This is a genomic window from Vibrio sp. 1874 (assembly GCF_033344395.1).
GTDB lineage: Bacteria > Pseudomonadota > Gammaproteobacteria > Enterobacterales > Vibrionaceae > Vibrio > Vibrio alginolyticus.
Genome location: NZ_JAWPOR010000017.1, coordinates 47,947 through 66,497, shown reverse-complemented (window position 1 = coordinate 66,497; position 18,551 = coordinate 47,947). Strand labels below are relative to the sequence as shown.

The following is an 18,551-nucleotide window of genomic DNA, read 5'->3' as shown; positions in this document are numbered from 1 at the left end:
GGTTCGAGTCCCGTCCACTCCGCCACTTATATTAAGCCTCAGTCGAAAGACTGAGGCTTTTTTCGTTTTGGTTCCCCCGACTTACCTTAAACCCACTTTCGTATTGAAACCTTGCATCGAGAGGCCGGCTTCCCTCTGGCGATGCTTTCTAAGCCCTGTTATGAGTGAAGTGGAACTCAGTTTTGTGTGGTTTCTACTGAACCGGGTCCTAGTATCGAGCGCTAGTTCTCAGCCCTTGTGCTTACTTACCAAAGCTTCCTTTATTATTACCTGGAAAATTTATTCACTAGGTTATGTTATTTTCGGGGGAGATTTCTCTGCTTTAGATGTTTTGATTTAGCCATAGGCGCTTATTAATATAAACTCAGCGCATTTAAAACTTTCCAAACATGGATTTTGTTTTGTCGACCTATTTAAGCCAGTGTCTTAAAGTATATTCGCTACTTCTTCCCTCTAACCCTCTCCAACCTTCAAAGCCACCACTACGTACGTATAACGTGAGCGGTATAGGTGCTTTCATAGCTGTGTTTGCTGAGTAAGCAGTTCACCTGGCACATTGACTGAGGAAAAGTCTTCTTTCTGTGGACCTTCGTGTAAGTCACGATAGTTTTAATAATTATCTGGTACTTTTTATTCTAAAGGTGTACGCTTCACATCGAATATTTTTTCGACAGTAAATCATGTTATATCTCTTGTTTAAAAGCTTTGTAAGAAGGCTGAACTCCGTGCAAAAAACGCGATGAAGTGTTGCTCGGAGTCTTAAATTAATCTTCATCAGGTGTTTTATGTGTGGGTAGCTTCGCTGAAGTTATACGCAGGAGCTTGTACACCTGATAAAAGAGAAGAGATGGCCGGTGATATTTCATCATCGGCCTTTTTGTATCTGTTAAGCAGCTACAAAGCATTACCCAGTATTGAAATAAGGGCCGGTATTGATCACCGGCCCTTTTTTATTTGGTTGAAAACATGAGTATTTTACAAGTTAAAAATTTGTCTTATCAGATAGCTGATAAGACGTTATACAACAACGTGACCTTTCGTATTAACGTGGGAGAGAAAATAGGTATCACCGGAGCGAATGGCGTTGGAAAAAGCACCTTATTAAAATTGCTTTTCGGTGAATTATCTGCAGATAAGGGCTGCATTGAATGGTTACCAAACCTTGAGGTGGGGTATTTAGAACAACATTTTAAGATCGATAATGTGCTGACAGTTCATGAGTGTTTAAAGGGCTCTTTTGAGAGTTTATACGCTGCCGAGCAGAAGCTTTGGACTTTGTATCAGGCGATGACCGAGTCTCACTCTACATCTCTTTTAAGCCAAGTCGCTCGGCTACAGGCATATTTAGAAGATGAAGACTTCTATGCAATTAATACCAAAATTGAACGAGTTGCTGTAGGTCTTGGTATTTATCAATTTGGCTTAGATACACCGCTTGTCTCGCTAAGTGGTGGTCAAAGACACAAAGTCCTTTTAGGCAAGTTGTTACTTCGCAACCCCGATGTGTTAATTCTTGATGAGCCGACAAACTATCTTGATGCTCCGCACATTGAATGGCTAGTCGCGTTTCTCAATGATTACATTGGCACCGTTTTACTGGTTTCTCATGATATTGATTTCCTTAATCAAGTAGCGACCAGTGTTTGTGATATTGATTATCAAACGGTTCGAAAATACAGCGGTACTTATGTCAAAGCAATGCAGCAAAAGCAGCACGATGGTGCTTTGATAGAAAAGCAATATAAGGCTCAGCAAAATGAAATTCGAAAGTTAGAGCAATTTATTGCCAAAAATGGCGCTGGAGTTAACGCGAGTCTTGCTAAAGGGCGTAAGAAAAAACTGGATAAAATCGAACGTATTCAACTGAATAATGTAGAGAAAGTATCGATGTTTGACTTTGCTTACCAGCCCATTGGGCAACCGAATGTGATTGACGCAAAAGCGTTGATGATCGGTTATCAGCAGCCTCTGCTTCCAGTGTTTGATATCACGTTAGCGCGCGGGGAAAAGTTGGTTGTTGCTGGCTTTAACGGCGTGGGTAAGTCGACCTTACTTAAAACCCTGATGGGGGAGATCGAGCCACTCTCTGGTGAGGTGGTATTGGCAAAAGGTGCAATAATTGGTTATTTTTCTCAAGATTTGTCTTGGCGCCATCCTCAGAACACGCCTGAACAGGAGCTGTGCTCTTGTGCGCCAACAATCTCAAGCAAAGAGTCACGCAAGCTATTAGCTCGCTTTGGGATTACGGGGGATAAGACGCAGCGCCACTTAGATACATTGAGCGGTGGTGAGCAAACTCGGGTGAAACTGTGTTGTTTATCGGTTCAGAAGTGCAATGTTTTGCTGTTGGACGAACCAACAATACATTTGGATAGCAGCAGTAAAAATGCGCTTAAAGAGGCTCTCCAGCGCTTTTCCGGTAGCGTGATTGTGGTATCTCATGAGAAGGCATTTTTGCAATCTTGGCCTGATAGAGTTTTAGATATTTCGTTGCTCACTTGTGCTGAATCGGAAACAGAACAGGAGGTGGAGCTATGATGCAGTCCATGATCCTATTTCTCGTTGCTTTTCTTGTTGGTGCTGATGAGTTGATGCTTGGATCTATTCTTGAACCTATCGGAAATGATTTAAGTGTTCAACCGAGTCAGGTGACCTTATTTATTACGGCATATAGTTTAGCCATAGCAATTTGCGCTCCTTACTTGGGCCGTTTATCAGACCGAGTTGGGCGTATTCGTATCATGGTGCCTGCTTGCTTTGTATTTGGGGTTGCGTCTATTACGACGGGCATAGTTCATGATTTTGAACTTGCTATTGCAACTCGAGTGATCACTGGTATTGCAAGTGCAGGCATGTTACCAATTGCATTCGCGTTAGCGGGAGACGCGAAGGGTAATAGAGCGATGCGTCAAATTGTGATGGTTCAGGCGGGATTAACGCTAGGTATGATAACTAGCCCGGCGATCGGAGCATTGTTGACCCAGCTTTTATCATGGCGTGCCGCTTTTATTATTTTGGGCGTGGCGGCTCTTTTTGTCGGTGCCATGAGCGTAGTGTCCATGAACAACAAGCATAATGAGTCCAAGAAGTCAGATACTCTGCCACCTATCACAGACGTCATTCATCTTCCAGGCGCGTTGAGGGCGATTCTAGCGATGTGTTTAGGCCTAGGGGGAGGTATTGGTGTATTTAACCTGATAGGCCTTCATATTCGAGATACCAGCGAGTTGGCGCTCGGTTGGGTGGGCGCTATTTATGCTGCTCTAGGGATCGTGAGTGTGGTTGGAAATATGTGCGTGGGGAGAGCTTGCCGTTGGCTTGGTAGCTCTCGAGCTGTTATGCGAGTGGCTTTAATGGTGTGCATACCTTGCAGTGCATGGGTGTTCTCAAGTGAGATGAGTACGGTTACCGCTTATCTTCCAGCTCTAGTGCTCTGGTCTCTTGCTGGAGGGGTTGGTTCTCCGGCATTACAAGCACATATCGCAAGCTTATCTGATGAACATCGAGGTGTGTTAATGTCTTTTGGAATGAGTATGATGCACTTTGGTGTCGCGATTTGGTCTGCCTTGGCGGGCTTCGCGTATTCTGTAGGCAATGAATGTGTCGCTGTCGTGGCTTTGCTATTGTTTGGCTCAGCAGTGGTTATCTTAAAGCCAGTTGGTAATACTGCACAAAGTGAGCGTTATTCGTAGTGTTTTAGTAGATAAAGAAAAGCCGTTACCTAAAAAGGTAACGGCTTGTTCCAAATACTTTTTGAAAAACGGTCTTAGTTCATGCCGTATTTCTTAAGTTTCTTGCGAAGAGTACCGCGGTTGATACCCATCATAGTTGCTGCGCGAGTTTGGTTACCGCGAGTGTACTGCATGATAGTATCTAGTAGTGGCTGTTCAACTTCAGCTAGAACTAATTCGTATAGTTCTGTTACTTCCTGGCCGTTTAGTTGAGCAAGGTAGTTTTTAAGAGACGCTTTAACAGAGTCACGTAAAGGCTTCTGAGTAATCTGGTCTTGTGACGTTACTGTAGTTACTGTTAATGCTTCTGAAGTCAGATTTTGTTCGAACATATTCGGTCTAGCTCTTCTCTTAATTATGATGCAACGTTATCAAAATAACCTTCTAACGCCTCAATTTGCAGCGGAGCTGCGTCGATAGCGTTGAAGGTACGGCGAAACTCACTTGCCTGTTCATGCTCTTTCAGGTACCACCCAACGTGCTTGCGCGCGATACGTGGACCTAAGAACTCCCCATAAAACTCATGCAGAGCATTTACATGACCAAGCATAATGGTTTTCACTTCCTCAGTTGGAAGCTCCTCCATTGTGGTGCCGTTTTCCAAATAGTGATGGATTTCCTGGAAAATCCAAGGACGACCCTGGGCAGGGCGTCCAATCATTAAAGCGTCCGCACCGGTGTACTCCAGTACAAATTTGGCTTTCTCCGGGCTATCGATATCACCGTTCGCGATAACCGGAATTGAAATCGCCTCTTTTACCGCTTTAATGCTGTCATATTCGGCCTCACCTTTGTACATACATGCTTTCGTTCTGCCATGCAGAGCAAGAGCTTGTATGCCGCAGTTTTCGGCTAATTTAGCGATCTGGACACAGTTCTTGTTGTCTGTATCCCAGCCAGTTCGAGTCTTTAACGTTACAGGAACGTCCACTGCATTCACGACCGCTTTCAAAATCTCTTCGATAATGTTTGGGTATTGAAGCAGAGCAGAGCCCGCTAGCTTCTTATTCACTTTTTTTGCCGGGCAGCCCATGTTGATGTCGATGATTTGTGCACCGTTCTCAACACTGAATTGAGCTGCGTCCGCCATAAGCTGTGGATCGGAACCCGCAATCTGTACAGAGCGAATGCCCGATTCGCCCTCGTGTACCATGCGCTGTTTCGACTTTGACGTTCCCCATAGTTTTGGGTTAGCAGACATCATTTCACTGACGGCCATTCCCGCACCATAGCGAAGACACAACTCGCGAAACGGTCTATCCGTTACACCAGCCATAGGGGCTACGATTAGATTGTTCTTAAGTTGATAGTTTCCGATTTTCAAAACGTCATCACAGTTCTGTACCAGCAAGGGCGCGCATTTTACGCATTTTTTCACTGCGTGAAAAGACTAATATTTGAGCATTTACAAATTGTTTTTGTAAATTGTATGAATTTCAAACAATTAGCTCTGAAAACCTTGTCTAGCCTTGCTTACGACCAGAGATGCGACACCATTCACTTTGCTCAACAATCGGGTCAATGTGAAGCTCGTCACGGTAATAGTTCGCAACATCTTCAGCTTGAGTGTCTAATACGCCGGACATAGCGAGGTCGCCATTTGGCTTAACTAGTCCTTTGATGATAGGTGCAAGTTCACGTAAAGGTCCCGCAAGGATGTTGGCCACAACGACGTCAGCGACGAGACCTTCAGGTTGATTTTGCGGTAAGTAAACTTCTAGTTTGTCTGCAACGCCATTACGCTCAGCATTGTCTTTTGAAGCAAGCAGGGCTTGAGGATCAATGTCGATCCCTATCACTTTTTCAGCGCCCAGTTTGATCGCTGCGATCGCAAGAATACCTGAGCCACAACCGAAGTCGATAACGGTCTTACCGCTTAAGTCCATGCTTTCTAGCCACTCAAGACAAAGTGCTGTTGTAGGGTGAGTACCCGTACCGAATGCAAGGCCTGGATCCAACATAACATTAACAGCGTCAGGATCTGGAATGTCGCGCCAGCTTGGACAAATCCATAAGCGTTCACCAAATTTCATTGGGTGGAAGTTTTCCATCCATTCGCGTTCCCAGTCTTTATCTTCAAGCTGTTCTACTTTGTAAGCAAAATTGTCAGCCAGCATATTGCTCGCTTTAATTTGGTCGATGATGAAGTTAGTGTCTGCTTCTGCATCATACAGTGCCAGAATATCAGTATCGCCCCATAAGCGAGTTTCGCCAGGTAGAGGTTCGAATACAGGTGTATCCTGCGCGTCTAAGAATGTAACAGACAGCGCGCCAGTCTCTTCCATTAGCATATCGCCGATTTGCTCAGCGTTTTCATTGGTCGCGTTGAGTTTGATTTGAATCCAAGGCATTGGTTTTTGCTCTTAAAGTGAATGAAGTGGCGCAGAGTTTACCAGAACTCTACGATTTGTTTGAGTATATACCCAAATAAGCCGATTTATATGTTGAGCCGTTCGCGTACATATAAAACAAAAATGCCCACGGGAGTGGGCATTTTTTAAGACGTTTGCTTAGGTTTATTGTAAGCCAAGCTTCTTCTCTAGGTAGTGGATGTTTGCACCACCGTGTTGGAAGTTTTCGTCATTCATAATGGAGAATTGCAGTGGCACGTTAGTTTTGATGCCTTCGATGATCATCTCACCCAGTGCGTTCTTCATACGTGCAATCGCTACATCACGGTTCTCACCGTAAGTGATCAGTTTACCAATCATTGAATCGTAATGAGGTGGTACTGTGTAGCCTGTGTAGATATGAGATTCCCAACGTACACCCATACCGCCAGGAGCGTGGAAACGCTCGATCTTACCCGGAGATGGTAGGAAGCGCTCAGGGTCTTCTGCGTTGATACGACACTCAATCGCATGGCCACGGATCTTAATATCATCTTGAGTGAATGACAGAGGCTGACCCGCTGCAACGCGAAGCTGTTCTTTGATTAGGTCGATGCCAGTAACCATCTCTGTTACTGGGTGCTCTACCTGAATACGAGTGTTCATTTCGATGAAGTAGAACTCACCGTTCTCGTATAGGAATTCAAACGTACCTGCGCCGCGGTAACCGATCTCGATACATGCACGAGTACAGCGTTCACCGATGTACTTACGCATTTCTTCGGTGATACCAGGTGCTGGAGCTTCTTCCACTACTTTTTGGTGACGACGTTGCATTGAACAGTCACGCTCACCAAGGTGGATTGCGCCGCCTTGACCGTCAGCAATAACCTGAACTTCAACGTGACGAGGGTTTTCTAGGAATTTCTCCATGTAAACCATGTCATTGTTGAACGCCGCTTTTGCTTCAGCACGTGTCATTGCAATAGCTTGGATAAGGTCTTTCTCTGCGCGAACAACACGCATACCACGACCGCCGCCGCCGCCAGATGCTTTGATGATTACTGGGTAACCAATGCGCTTAGCAAATGCTTTGTTTTTCTCTTCGTCATTGTCTAGAGGGCCGTCAGAACCCGGTACACAAGGAACGCCTGCTTTCTTCATTGCATTGATAGCAGATACTTTATCGCCCATTAGGCGGATAGTGTCTGCCTTTGGGCCAACGAAGATGAAACCACTGCGCTCAACTTGCTCTGCGAAGTCTGCGTTCTCAGACAGGAAGCCGTAACCTGGGTGGATAGCCACAGCACCAGTCACTTCTGCTGCAGAAATGATGCGTGGAATGTTTAGGTAGCTGTCGATACCACGAGCAGGGCCGATACATACGGTTTCGTCTGCGAGTAGTACGTGCTTAAGATCGCGGTCCGCTGTTGAGTGAACAGCGACGGTCTTAATACCTAATTCTTTACAAGCGCGAAGAATACGAAGTGCAATTTCACCTCGGTTCGCGATGACTACTTTGTCTAGCATAAGGCAAGCCCCGCTTATTCGATTACAACAAGAGGTTGGTCGAATTCAACTGGTTGGCCGTCTTCAGCTAGGATTGCTGTAACAACGCCAGATTTGTCCGCTTCGATTTGGTTCATCATTTTCATTGCTTCAACAATACATAGAGTATCGCCAGCATTTACTTTCTGACCCACTTCTACGAATGCTTTAGAGTCTGGGCTTGGAGAGCGGTAGAAAGTACCAACCATTGGAGAAAGAACTTGGTGACCTGCAGGTGTTGCTGCTGGAGCTTCTGCTGCTGGCGCTTCCGCTACTGGTGCCGCTGCTACTGGAGCAGGTGCCGCCGCTGGAGCTGCTGCGTAGTGAATTGGTGCTTGAGGGGCTGCAGTGCCATGACGGCTGATGCGCACTGACTCTTCACCTTCAGAGATCTCTAGCTCAGCAATGCCAGACTCTTCAACTAACTCAATTAGCTTCTTGATTTTACGAATATCCATCTTTTCTTTCTCTTTTATCTTGTGATTAAGACAACCCTCGTAGGGTTGCAGAGTGTTAGGGTTACTTTGCCTGTAGCTTATTGATCGCTGCAGACAGAGCAAATTCATAACCTTGTGCGCCTAAACCGCAAATCACACCCTCTGCTTTATCTGACAGATAAGAGTGATGACGGAATGGTTCACGTGCGTGCACATTTGATAAGTGCACCTCAATAAATGGGATGGCGACGCCAAGTAATGCATCTCGCAGCGCCACACTAGTATGAGTGAAAGCCGCTGGATTGATGATGATGAAGTCAATCTTGCCATAGGCAGCGTGAATGGCTTCAATCAGTTCGTACTCACGATTTGATTGTAGGTGTTCCAGTTCTACCCCAGCGTTATGGGCTTGCTCTGTAAGAGTATCCACAACTTGAGCTAAGGTACTGTGACCATAGTGTGTCGGTTCGCGCAGACCCAATAGATTAAGATTTGGTCCGTTTAGAACAAGAATCCGTGACTTTGCAGACATTGTGTTGCTATCTTCCCTTATCGTGAGTGGAACGTTTATATTCCCAAATATACGATAGTTCAGCACGATTTTTTTGTTAAAACCGAGCAAATTTTAAAAAATCGACCAAGATTATAGCTAATTCATAGCAATTAGCAGCAATTTACTGGTCTAATCTCCTAATAGCCACTCTCGTTTCTGTAACCAAGTTAACAAAAACAACATAATTGCCATATTTTTTGTGTGGCCAATTTGTGCACTAAAGCAAAAAACCGCCATGAGTGATGGCGGTTTTTAAAGTGCTTTTAAAACAGTTGGTTGAATTTATGCCAATTCTGCTTTCTCTGCGATAAGTTTATCTACAACGCTCGGATCGGCAAGCGTTGATGTGTCTCCGAGGTTGCTGGTATCACCCGTTGCAATTTTACGCAGGATTCGACGCATGATCTTACCAGAACGAGTCTTCGGTAAGGAATCCGTCCAGTGCAGTACATCTGGTGTTGCAATTGGACCAATTTCTTTACGCACCCAATCTTTCACTTCTTTGTGTAGCTCTGCTGACGGGAATTCACCATCGTTCAAGGTAATGTAAGCGTAGATAGCTTGGCCTTTGATATCATGCGGAATGCCCACAATAGCGGCCTCAGCAATTTTATGATGTGCGACAAGAGCCGATTCTATTTCAGCGGTACCCATGCGGTGACCCGACACGTTTAGTACGTCATCAACACGGCCCGTGATCCAGTAGTAACCGTCTTCGTCACGACGAGCCCCATCACTAGTAAAGTACATTCCCTTGAAGGTTGAGAAGTAGGTCTGTTCAAAGCGCTCGTGGTCGCCATAAACAGTACGCATCTGACCTGGCCATGAATCAAGGATCACCAAGTTACCTTCTGCTGCGGTTTCTTCAATGATGTTGCCCATGTTATCAACCAGTGCAGGTTGGACTCCGAAGAATGGTCGAGTTGCTGAGCCTGGTTTTAAGTCTGTTGCACCTGGTAGTGGTGCAATTAAGATACCGCCGGTCTCTGTTTGCCACCAAGTATCAACGATAGGCGAGCTTTCGTTACCAATCGTTTTGTAGTACCACTCCCACGCTTCAGGGTTGATAGGCTCACCTACTGAACCCATCACACGTAAGCTTGAACGAGATGTCCCTGCTACCGCTTCGTTACCTTTTGCCATTAGTGCACGAATAGCGGTTGGCGCAGTGTAGAGAATGTTCACTTGGTGCTTATCAACCACTTCACTCATACGAGCCGTGCTTGGGTAGTTTGGAACACCTTCAAACAGAATGGTTTTGGCCCCGTTCGCTAGTGGACCATAAATTAGGTAAGTATGGCCTGTAATCCAGCCCACATCCGCGGTACACCAGAAGGTTTCACCTGGTTGATAATCGAAGACATATTTAAAGGTCATTGCCGCGTAGACGAGGTAACCGCCTGTAGTATGTAGTACGCCTTTAGGTTTACCTGTCGAGCCAGATGTGTAGAGGATGAACAGCGGGTCTTCGGCTTTCATCTCTTCTGGTGGGCAAACGTCAGAAACGTTGGCTGTTGCTTCGTGCCACCAAACATCACGGTGTTCATGCCATTCAACATCACCACCTGTACGTTTAAGCACGACGACTTTATTGATGGTTTTTACGTCTGGGTTGGTTAGTGCTTCATCCACGTTCTTTTTCAGTGGAACAGCGCGTCCGCCACGTACGCCTTCGTCTGCGGTGATCACGACTTTAGCGTCAGAGTCGATGATACGGCCGGATAGTGCTTCTGGTGAGAAACCGCCAAATACTACGGTGTGAACCGCACCAATACGGGTACAAGCGAGCATAGCCACAGCGGCTTCTGGCACCATTGGCATGTATAGACACACCACGTCTCCCTTGCGTACGCCTTGCTCTTTCAATGCGTTGGAGAATTTACACACTTCTTTGTGCAGTTCGTTGAAAGTGAGTGTTTTGTCGTCGGCTGGATCATCGCCTTCCCAAATGATGGCGACGTCGTCCCCGTGTTCTGCAAGATGACGGTCAATACAGTTAGCCGAGACGTTCAGTGTGCCATCTTCAAACCAGCGAATATCAACATGGCCAGTGTCGAAAGAAGTGCTTTTTACTTTGGTGAAAGGTTTGATCCAATCAACGATTTTGCCGTGTTCGTTCCAGAAGCCCTCTGGATCGGTTACCGACTGCTGATACATGGCTAAGTAAGTATCATTATCCGCGTGTGTATGAGTTTTAATATTTTCTTTTACCGGATAAACGTGGGCTTCGCTCATGGCTTCTCTCCTTGTGCCTTATTTCTCGGCCTTACACCAATCTAGATAAGATTTTGAATATATTTTTGTAGGGCTGTTTTTTGGTTCTAAATAACTTGGTCGTGGTAATGACGACGTTGTGCTTATAACTGTCAGTCACCGCGCGTATTTCCACAATTAGACTTTAGGATGAGAGTGATAGAAGCGCCGGGAAATCGCTGAAACAAAAGTATTTCTGGGAGCTAGGTCAACTGATTTTTATGTATACGGTGCGGTTAGGTTGGGTAAATCGCCTTTCGTTAAGCGGACAAAGACCAAAGCGGCAGAAATCGCGTCTTGCAAGGCGTCGTGTTTGTCTTGGATAGGAAGTTCGAGGTGTTTACAAATGGCATCCAGACTTAAGTCGAAATAGGCATTCGGCAAATGTCGTTCCAACTTATCGTGATAAATCTGACTGACCTCGATGAGTGGGTTAGGAAGTGGGAAGCCAAGTTGCCTCAGACAAGCAAGGTCTAAGATCTTTTTATCGTAACGAATGTGATAGCCCACAAGTGGTCGGTTGCCGATAAAGTCGAGCAGCTCGAGCAGCGCCTCTTTTTCACTGATGCCATCGACTAAGTCTTGGTGGCGAATTCGATGGATCTTGACCGAGCCAGAGTCGAGCGATTGCGGCGCGCGTAAGCGGACTTCAAATGGTTGACTGGTGATGATGCGGTTGTCGATGATCTTGGTGGCTGCAATAGTCACCAGCTCGGCGCGATTTGGGTCAAGGCTGGTGGTTTCGCAGTCAAGAGAGACGTATTCTGTTTTATCTGGCGTGCAAAACAGCGACTGATAAGGCGAGCCTTTCAATTTGTAATGCCAGTATTTGCGTTGTAACCAGTTCATTGCTTACGCCTCTGTGATTTATGAAAATCAGGGTTAATCACGAATTTGATAATGGAAGCCTAAAAATTGCTTAAATTTCTTCACCACATGTAAGCTGTGGCGAAGCAAATCACGCTCAGTTCTATCCAGTTGTTTAATATCAATGTTATTCAACGCTTCTTGCTTTTTGAGTTGCTGATTAAGGCGAAGTTTAAAGAACAATTTCAGTGCTTCGTTGAGATTATCTGCCGTTTCGGATTCTAAGATGCGCTTATTTCTCAGAGCTTCAATGCGCTCAAACGTGTTCTTCTCCTCAATGGCATATTCCAAAGACAAGGTGCGAATGCCGTGTACAATTGGGAAAATACCGCCGCGTTTAATGTCCAATCCGTCTTTAGCACTTTTTACGTTGCCAAATAGAGTTAGGGGCACCGAAAACTGCAAGGCAGGGCGAGTAAAGTCAGACAATATCAACATGCGATCTTTCATTGTGTCACGAAGATGCGCCGCAATTGGAGCCAGCAGCTCGCAATTCCCAGCAACAGCATGGGCGTCACTGAAAATAGCTAAGTCCATGATTTGTTCTGGTTCGGCTTTAGCTATCCAGTGGTTTAGGGTACTTATCCATTCTTGCTGTGTTTTGACCCATTTCGGGTTGTTAACCATCACTTTACCAGGGCAAAGTGGATAACCGAGCTGTTGTAGGGTGTGTGTGAAGGATTGCATCACTTGTTCGCAATGAGGCCATTCCAAACCATCTTGAATAATCAGGGCATTGTCTTGATCGGTTTTGAGAATTTGCTCTCCTCGGCCTTCAGAGCCGAGTACGATCAAGCAACAATGGTCGTGCAAGGCTGGTGGTATCACTAACTCGAACGCTTTCTCGATAATTTGTTCGTTTACGGCTGAGATAAGCTCCATGATGAAGCGAGTGCGGATGCCGTTTTTCAATAAGCTCTCGACCAATTGACGTTGGCGGTTTGAGGCCAAAGCGAGCTCTTCCACGCTGCTTGCTCGAGCAATACTGAGCGTTAACACGTGAGAGTGGGTTGAGAACGCGCTGAGAATTTGGGTCATATCCAGCATGCCGACGGCTCGGTTGCCTTCACATACCATGAGGCGTTTCATTCTATTTCTGGTCATTGTGATCATGGCGTTGAATAGAAAGTCACCATCATCAACGTGATAAACAGGAAAGCTCGCGATCTCACCCACTGGTGTGTCGAGCGCGCAACCATCTATCATCACAGAATGCAGCATATTAGTACGAGTCACTATTGCGTACGGGTGGGCTGATGGCCATTTTTCCAATCGTGGATCATCGCCATGGAGTTGAACCAATGCAGCGTCAATCCCATTTTCTTTTAAGGAACGTGTTACCTCGTTAATTGGTGTATTTGGTTCAAGGATCATCGGTGGGTGATAAATGCTGCGGTCAACTTTAGTGAGAATAAACTCCGCTAAGTTTTGCTGTTGATGGGCCGCTTCGATGAGCTCTTGCCGTTTCGATAAATTGTTATCGAAATAGGCTGCAAACTGGCCATTTTCGTTGTAAAGGGCAAGGAAAACTTCTTTCGGCAGTAGGTAAGAGAGCGTGTCCTCAAGCGCGATGTAGTGATGACGTACCTTGTCTTCAAGTAACGAGCGTACATCGAACATATCGTCGTTGGCATAATGTGCGAACACTTCCTGTTGATCGTTGGAGCGCTCTTCTACCGCGCCTTTGATCAGAATATGTAAGTGGGGGTTCTTCTGTCCGCAGGATAAAATAACATCTCGAGCTCGATAGTAGGCGACGTCCAGAGACGATCGCAGTCGCGATTGTTGTGCTTCAGTTAAGCGATCGAACGGTGGAGATTGCATGTTAAATTTGTCAGGCATGAGAACACCCAATAATGATGGAAGGAACACTCTCTAAGTCTGACAAATTTCTTACCGGAAGCCAGACGACTTTGGTCTAAATTACGATGTTTTCGCTTGAAGATGCCAAATGTCGCAAAGTTAGTATTCCATCGAGGAAACGATAAGTTTCTTATTCTTCCCTTTTTATAATACGCATGGCGATCCATAATTCCCGGCTCGAACGTTGGTGTTCCCGTTTTAGGATATTAGTAATGTTGAAACCTTCTCCGTATGGCTGGATTTCCCAGTACTTTCTCGGATTCTTCTTTGCGTATGGCGTGTATCTGCCATTTTGGTCACTTTGGTTTAAGGATCAGGGCGTATCTTCGACAGATATCGGTTTGCTGGTCGGGTTAGGCCTTGCGACACGTTGTGTTGCCAATATCGTGATCACCCCACGAGTACACAAAGTCGAACATCTTATGCCTGCTTTACGTTGGTTGAGTTTCGCTGCCCTCCTTTTTGTTGGATTTCACTTTTTTACGGGTGGTAGCTTTTGGTTAATGGCACTAGCGACAGTGTTGTTCAATCTTTGTTGTGGACCGATTATTCCGTTGTCGGACGCGATGGCAAATTACTACGCTCGCCTGAAAATGCTCGATTATGGCCGCACGCGGCTATGGGGTTCGATCGCCTTTATCGCAGGCTCGACGGCAGTGGGCTACCTGGTGGCTGAATTTGGCTCCGATATGATCTTGTACACTGCGATGTTCGGCGTGTTTATCTCGTTGCTGTTTGCTATGCGACCGACTAACCCAATGCCTGTAACGCACGGTGGGCAAAGCGCAGAACGTCCAAAGCTGACCGCTCTTTTGACCGACAAGCCGATACTAAAATTCTTAGTGTTGGTGTCACTAATTCAGGGCAGTCATGCGGCTTACTACGGCTTTAGTGCGATTCACTGGAAGGCCGCTGGTCACTCGGAAGATGTCATTGGCTACTTGTGGAGCTTAGGAGTGGCCGCAGAAGTGGCAGTGTTTGCATTGAGTAAGCGCTTATTCGTAGGTTGGTCAATACGCGCGCTGTTTATTGCTGCTGCCGTTGGTGTAATGATGCGTTGGGGTATTACGGCGTCGACAACATCAATTATTGCTTTGGTGGTTGTTCAACTATTGCATGGTGTGACTTTCGCTACCGCACACATTGCCGCGATCCAATATATCCAAAACTCCGAAGAAAATAAGATCGTAGCGTTGCAAGCGTTGTATAACGCGATTCCGTTGGGCGCATTTATCGCGTTGATGACCGTATTGAGTGGCTGGGGTTATGAGCACTGGGGATCGCTTGTGTTCTGGGGCATGGCCGCGATGGGGTTATTGGCTCTGTTCATCAAGCTTGATTCGCAAGACCCACATCAGGTGGTTGATGTATCAGACAAGCCACTTGAAACACAGAATTAGACTTATGTAACAAAGGTTAAAAACTAAGCTTTGTCTCCGTTATCAAAGCAGTGTTAAATGAAACCTCTCCCTCATGGAGAGGTTTTTTTATTCTCTTGCTTTAAAAGTAGCAAGAAAGGCAAGAAAGGATATCGGATGCAAGGATGGCTGGTGGTTCCCGTTTCTTTAGCGTATTTGGGAGCTTTATTTATCATCGCGTGGTACGGCGACATTCAGAAAAGGTGGCTAGCGCGCTGGCGGCCTTGGATTTATAGCCTTTCCATTGCGGTGTACTGTACATCGTGGACCTTCTACGGCACGGTCGGGCAGGCCAGCAGTAATCCTTGGTCTTTCTTGCCTATCTATATTGCTCCCATTTTAGTGTTTACCATCGGATGGCGCGTTTTAGCTCGGCTTATTTTGATTGCTAAACGGGAACACATCACGTCGATTGCTGACTTTATCGGAGCACGCTACGGTAAATCCCAAGGTTTGGCCGTGGTTGTTACGCTCATAGCGGTTGCGGGAATTTTGCCGTACATCGCTTTACAGCTGCGTGGTATCACTATGGGGCTTGAAATCATTGCTCCGGAGCTGGCTACTGATTTTGGTTATCAAAACGATAGCGTGTCGTGGTTTGTTGTGGTCGCATTGGCGATTTTTACGATGCTATTCGGTACCCGCCACATTGATAACACGGAACACCATCGTGGGATGATGATGGCAATTGCCTTCGAATCCATTATCAAACTGCTGGCTTTTTTAGTGGTTGGTGTTTTCATTGTTTGGTTGGCGATGAACACCGAGAATTTGAGCTTAATTGATGTTGCCGCACAGACGTATCAGTCACCAAATATCCCGACTATATTGATTCATACTGTACTCACGATGCTGGCGATCGTTTGCCTTCCGCGACAATTCCATACGATGGTTGTGGAAAATGAACGTGCTCAAGATTTGCACGTGGCTCGTTGGTTGTTCCCCATTTATCTGATCTTAATGGGGATTTTTGTTTTACCTATTGCGTGGGTAGGGCAAGGTCTCTTGAGTGGCGCTTCGCCTGATACTTATGTCATCAGTGTGCCGATGTCGGTAGGGGCGAGTGAAATCGCCTTACTTGCGTTTCTAGGCGGTACTTCAGCGGCAAGTGGCATGGTTATCGTATCGACGATTGCCTTAGCGATCATGGTCTCGAATGACTTGGTTATGCCATTGCTATTGCGTCGCATGCGACTGACGCAGCGTAACCATCACCATTTTTCTGAATTATTACTGCGGATCCGCCGTGGTTTGATATTAGTTTTGTTGATTGGCGCGTGGTGTTTCTATCAAGCGTTGGACACTATTCATTCACTGTCTGCTATCGGCTTTCTCTCGTTCGCGGCTATCACGCAATTCGCTCCTGCGCTGGTTGGCGGTATGTATTGGCGTCAAGGGAATAAGAAAGGTGTGTATGTTGGCCTCGCGGTGGGTTTTGCTACCTGGTTGATTACGTTAATGAGCCAAACAGACATGCTTGCCGGAGACGCCAGTAATAACTTCCTGATCTGGTTGATTACGCCACCAGAGGTATTGGCTAGTTTTGATATCGCGATTTCAGATTGGGGGATGATCCTCAGTGTGGTCGCTAATGCAGTGTGTTTTGTTGTGGTTTCTATGGCTACCCGACCAAGCCTAAGTGAGCGCTTACAATCGGCATCATTCGTTGGTACACCGCTGCCTGAAAGCGAAAATATGAGTCTGTACCAGAGCCGCGTTACGGTTGCAGAACTGGAAATGCTAGCGTCTAGATTTGTAGGACGAACGCGAGTTAAAGCGGCGTTTCAAGCCTACTGGAGCCAGCAACGAGAAGAGTTGATGCCGAATCAACAAGCGCCATCTTCTCTGATTCGGCATACGGAGCGTGTGCTAGCAGGGGTATTTGGAGCATCTTCTGCTAAGTTAGTACTTACTTCCGCTCTGCAAGGAAGAAACATGCAGCTTGAAGAGGTGGCGACTATCGTCGATGAAGCCTCTGAACTGTACGATTTTAGTCGGGGTTTACTCCAAGGCGCGATTGAGCATATTGGACAAGGTATTGCGGTCGTCGATAAGCAACTACGCTTGGTAGCGTGGAACCAACGCTATTTAGAACTCTTTGAATTTCCGCCAGGCCTGATTCAAGTAGGTCGACCGATTGCGGATGTGATTCGGCACAATGCAGAGCAGGGGTTGTGTGGCCCTGGTGACCCTGATGACCACGTCCGTCGCCGTGTTTATCACCTTGAGCAAGGGACTCGGCACACCTCTTCTCGGGTTCGTCCCGATGGTCGCGTGATAGAGGTGCAAGGTAACCCAATGCCAGGTGGTGGCTTTGTGATGAGCTTTACCGACATCACCGTATTCCGTGATGCAGAGCAAGCACTGAAAGACGCCAACGAGACATTGGAAGAAAGGGTACGTCTGCGGACTCGAGAATTAGAACAACTTAACAAGCAGCTGGTGGAAGCGACGCAGCGCTCGGATTTGGAATCGAAGTCCAAATCACGGTTCTTGGCGGCAGTAAGCCATGACTTGATGCAACCGCTCAACGCGGCGCGTCTATTTGCATCTTCACTATCGGAAGTCGCCAAAGACAGCGAAGCCAAAAAGCTGTCAGCACACATTGAAAGTGCTTTAGAGGCTGCCGAAGACTTAATTGGAGATTTGCTGGATATCTCGCGTTTGGAATCGGGCAAGTTGGAAGTCAACGTGCATGGCTTTGCGTTAAATGATGTGTTATCGAATTTGAATGCTGAGTTTAGTGCGTTAGCCAAACAGCAAGGCATAGAGTTCACCATGATTCCGTCCTCACTCATGGTTAAGTCGGATCCCAAACTGCTGCGCCGTGTGGTGCAAAACTTCCTGACCAATGCGTTTCGTTATAACCCGAATGGCAAAGTCGCACTCGGTGTTCGCCGCGTGAAAGGGCGAGTGCGTATTGATGTATGGGATAATGGAGTGGGTATTGAAGAAGAGAAGCAGCAAGAGATTTTTGAAGAGTTTAATCGCGGAACTCAAGTTCGTTCCGACCAAGGTCTCGGACTTGGTTTGGCGATTTCGAAAGGAATTGCTCAGGTACTTGGGCATGAAATTTCGATGCGCTCTTGGGTTGGAAAAGGCAGTGTTTTTTCCATCACCCTAGATAAAGCTGATCATGTTCAGCCTCATCCAGTTCACGTGGCAATGAGTAAGCAATCTGAACTTGGTCATCTGAGAATCCTTTGTGTCGATAATGAGCCTGACATTCTAGTCGGCATGGAAAACTTACTTTCCCGATGGGGTTGCGATATACGAGTTGCGATTGATTTAGTTGAAAGTCTACAAGCGCTTGAGGATGGTTGGATTCCGGATGTAATTTTCTCCGATTACCGACTTGATGATGGTCGTACTGGTTTAGAAGTGCTACAGCAATGCCGCCTGAGATTAGGCCACAGCTTTGAAGGCGTCATCATCAGTGCAGATCGTACCGATGATATGCTTGATGGCATCAAAGCAAATGGGTTCAGCTTTATTGCTAAGCCAGTTAAGCCGCTTAAGCTGCGTTCGGTGCTCAATCGAGTCGCTTAGGA

Annotated in this window: 13 protein-coding genes; 4 read left to right on the top strand and 9 right to left on the bottom strand. The window is 46.3% G+C overall.

Annotated elements, in window-relative coordinates:
- The first annotated feature begins 966 nt into the window (after positions 1-966).
- Positions 967-2,538: an ABC-F family ATP-binding cassette domain-containing protein gene (locus tag R8N46_RS21115; RefSeq protein WP_115386353.1), complete on the top strand. Its 1,572-nt coding sequence runs from the start codon at positions 967-969 to the stop codon at positions 2,536-2,538.
- Positions 2,535-3,692: an MFS transporter gene (locus tag R8N46_RS21110; protein WP_318098539.1), complete on the top strand. Its 1,158-nt coding sequence runs from the start codon at positions 2,535-2,537 to the stop codon at positions 3,690-3,692. Before R8N46_RS21115 ends, R8N46_RS21110 begins: the two co-directional genes overlap by 4 nt.
- 74 nt (positions 3,693-3,766) lie before the next feature.
- Here R8N46_RS21110 and fis read toward each other — a convergent pair whose 3' ends face one another.
- The 9 genes from fis to R8N46_RS21065 all read right to left on the bottom strand — a co-directional run bounded on the left by fis (position 3,767) and on the right by R8N46_RS21065 (position 13,561).
- The gene (gene fis / locus R8N46_RS21105; RefSeq protein WP_000462885.1) at positions 3,767-4,063 is read right to left on the bottom strand and encodes a DNA-binding transcriptional regulator Fis; all 297 of its coding nucleotides are present in this window, start codon (positions 4,061-4,063) and stop codon (positions 3,767-3,769) included.
- A 23-nt stretch (positions 4,064-4,086) separates the two neighbouring features.
- Positions 4,087-5,055, bottom strand: a complete 969-nt coding sequence (dusB, locus tag R8N46_RS21100; protein ID WP_005382505.1) for a tRNA dihydrouridine synthase DusB — start codon at positions 5,053-5,055, stop codon at positions 4,087-4,089.
- Positions 5,056-5,194: 139 nt separating this feature from the next.
- Positions 5,195-6,082 carry a 50S ribosomal protein L11 methyltransferase gene (gene prmA / locus R8N46_RS21095; RefSeq protein ID WP_005382507.1) on the bottom strand — a complete coding sequence of 296 codons (888 nt, stop codon included), beginning with the start codon at positions 6,080-6,082 and terminating at the stop codon, positions 5,195-5,197.
- 165 nt (positions 6,083-6,247) lie between these two features.
- On the bottom strand, positions 6,248-7,591 hold the full coding sequence (accC, locus tag R8N46_RS21090) for an acetyl-CoA carboxylase biotin carboxylase subunit (protein WP_005382509.1): 1,344 nt from the start codon (positions 7,589-7,591) through the stop codon (positions 6,248-6,250).
- Between the two features lie 14 nt (positions 7,592-7,605).
- Entirely contained in the window at positions 7,606-8,067 is a 462-nt protein-coding gene (accB, locus tag R8N46_RS21085; RefSeq protein WP_005386355.1) for an acetyl-CoA carboxylase biotin carboxyl carrier protein, read from the bottom strand.
- A gap of 61 nt (positions 8,068-8,128) precedes the next feature.
- Positions 8,129-8,578 carry a type II 3-dehydroquinate dehydratase gene (gene aroQ / locus R8N46_RS21080; protein WP_005382360.1) on the bottom strand — a complete coding sequence of 150 codons (450 nt, stop codon included), beginning with the start codon at positions 8,576-8,578 and terminating at the stop codon, positions 8,129-8,131.
- Positions 8,579-8,881: 303 nt separating this feature from the next.
- Positions 8,882-10,834 carry an acetate--CoA ligase gene (gene acs / locus R8N46_RS21075; protein WP_005386359.1) on the bottom strand — a complete coding sequence of 651 codons (1,953 nt, stop codon included), beginning with the start codon at positions 10,832-10,834 and terminating at the stop codon, positions 8,882-8,884.
- Positions 10,835-11,071: 237 nt separating this feature from the next.
- A complete protein-coding gene (locus R8N46_RS21070; RefSeq protein ID WP_005382363.1) occupies positions 11,072-11,701 on the bottom strand; it encodes a 3'-5' exonuclease in 630 nt (209 codons plus the stop codon).
- 33 nt (positions 11,702-11,734) lie between these two features.
- Positions 11,735-13,561, bottom strand: coding sequence for a DUF294 nucleotidyltransferase-like domain-containing protein (locus R8N46_RS21065; protein ID WP_005382365.1), 1,827 nt, complete (start codon positions 13,559-13,561; stop codon positions 11,735-11,737).
- 233 nt (positions 13,562-13,794) lie between these two features.
- Between R8N46_RS21065 and R8N46_RS21060 the strand changes: the two genes are divergently transcribed.
- The gene (locus R8N46_RS21060; protein WP_042523701.1) at positions 13,795-14,982 is read left to right on the top strand and encodes a 3-phenylpropionate MFS transporter; all 1,188 of its coding nucleotides are present in this window, start codon (positions 13,795-13,797) and stop codon (positions 14,980-14,982) included.
- A 135-nt stretch (positions 14,983-15,117) separates the two neighbouring features.
- Positions 15,118-18,549 (top strand): PAS-domain containing protein, encoded by a 3,432-nt coding sequence (locus R8N46_RS21055; protein WP_042523702.1) that lies wholly within the window; start codon positions 15,118-15,120, stop codon positions 18,547-18,549.
- Positions 18,550-18,551: the final 2 nt, after the last annotated feature.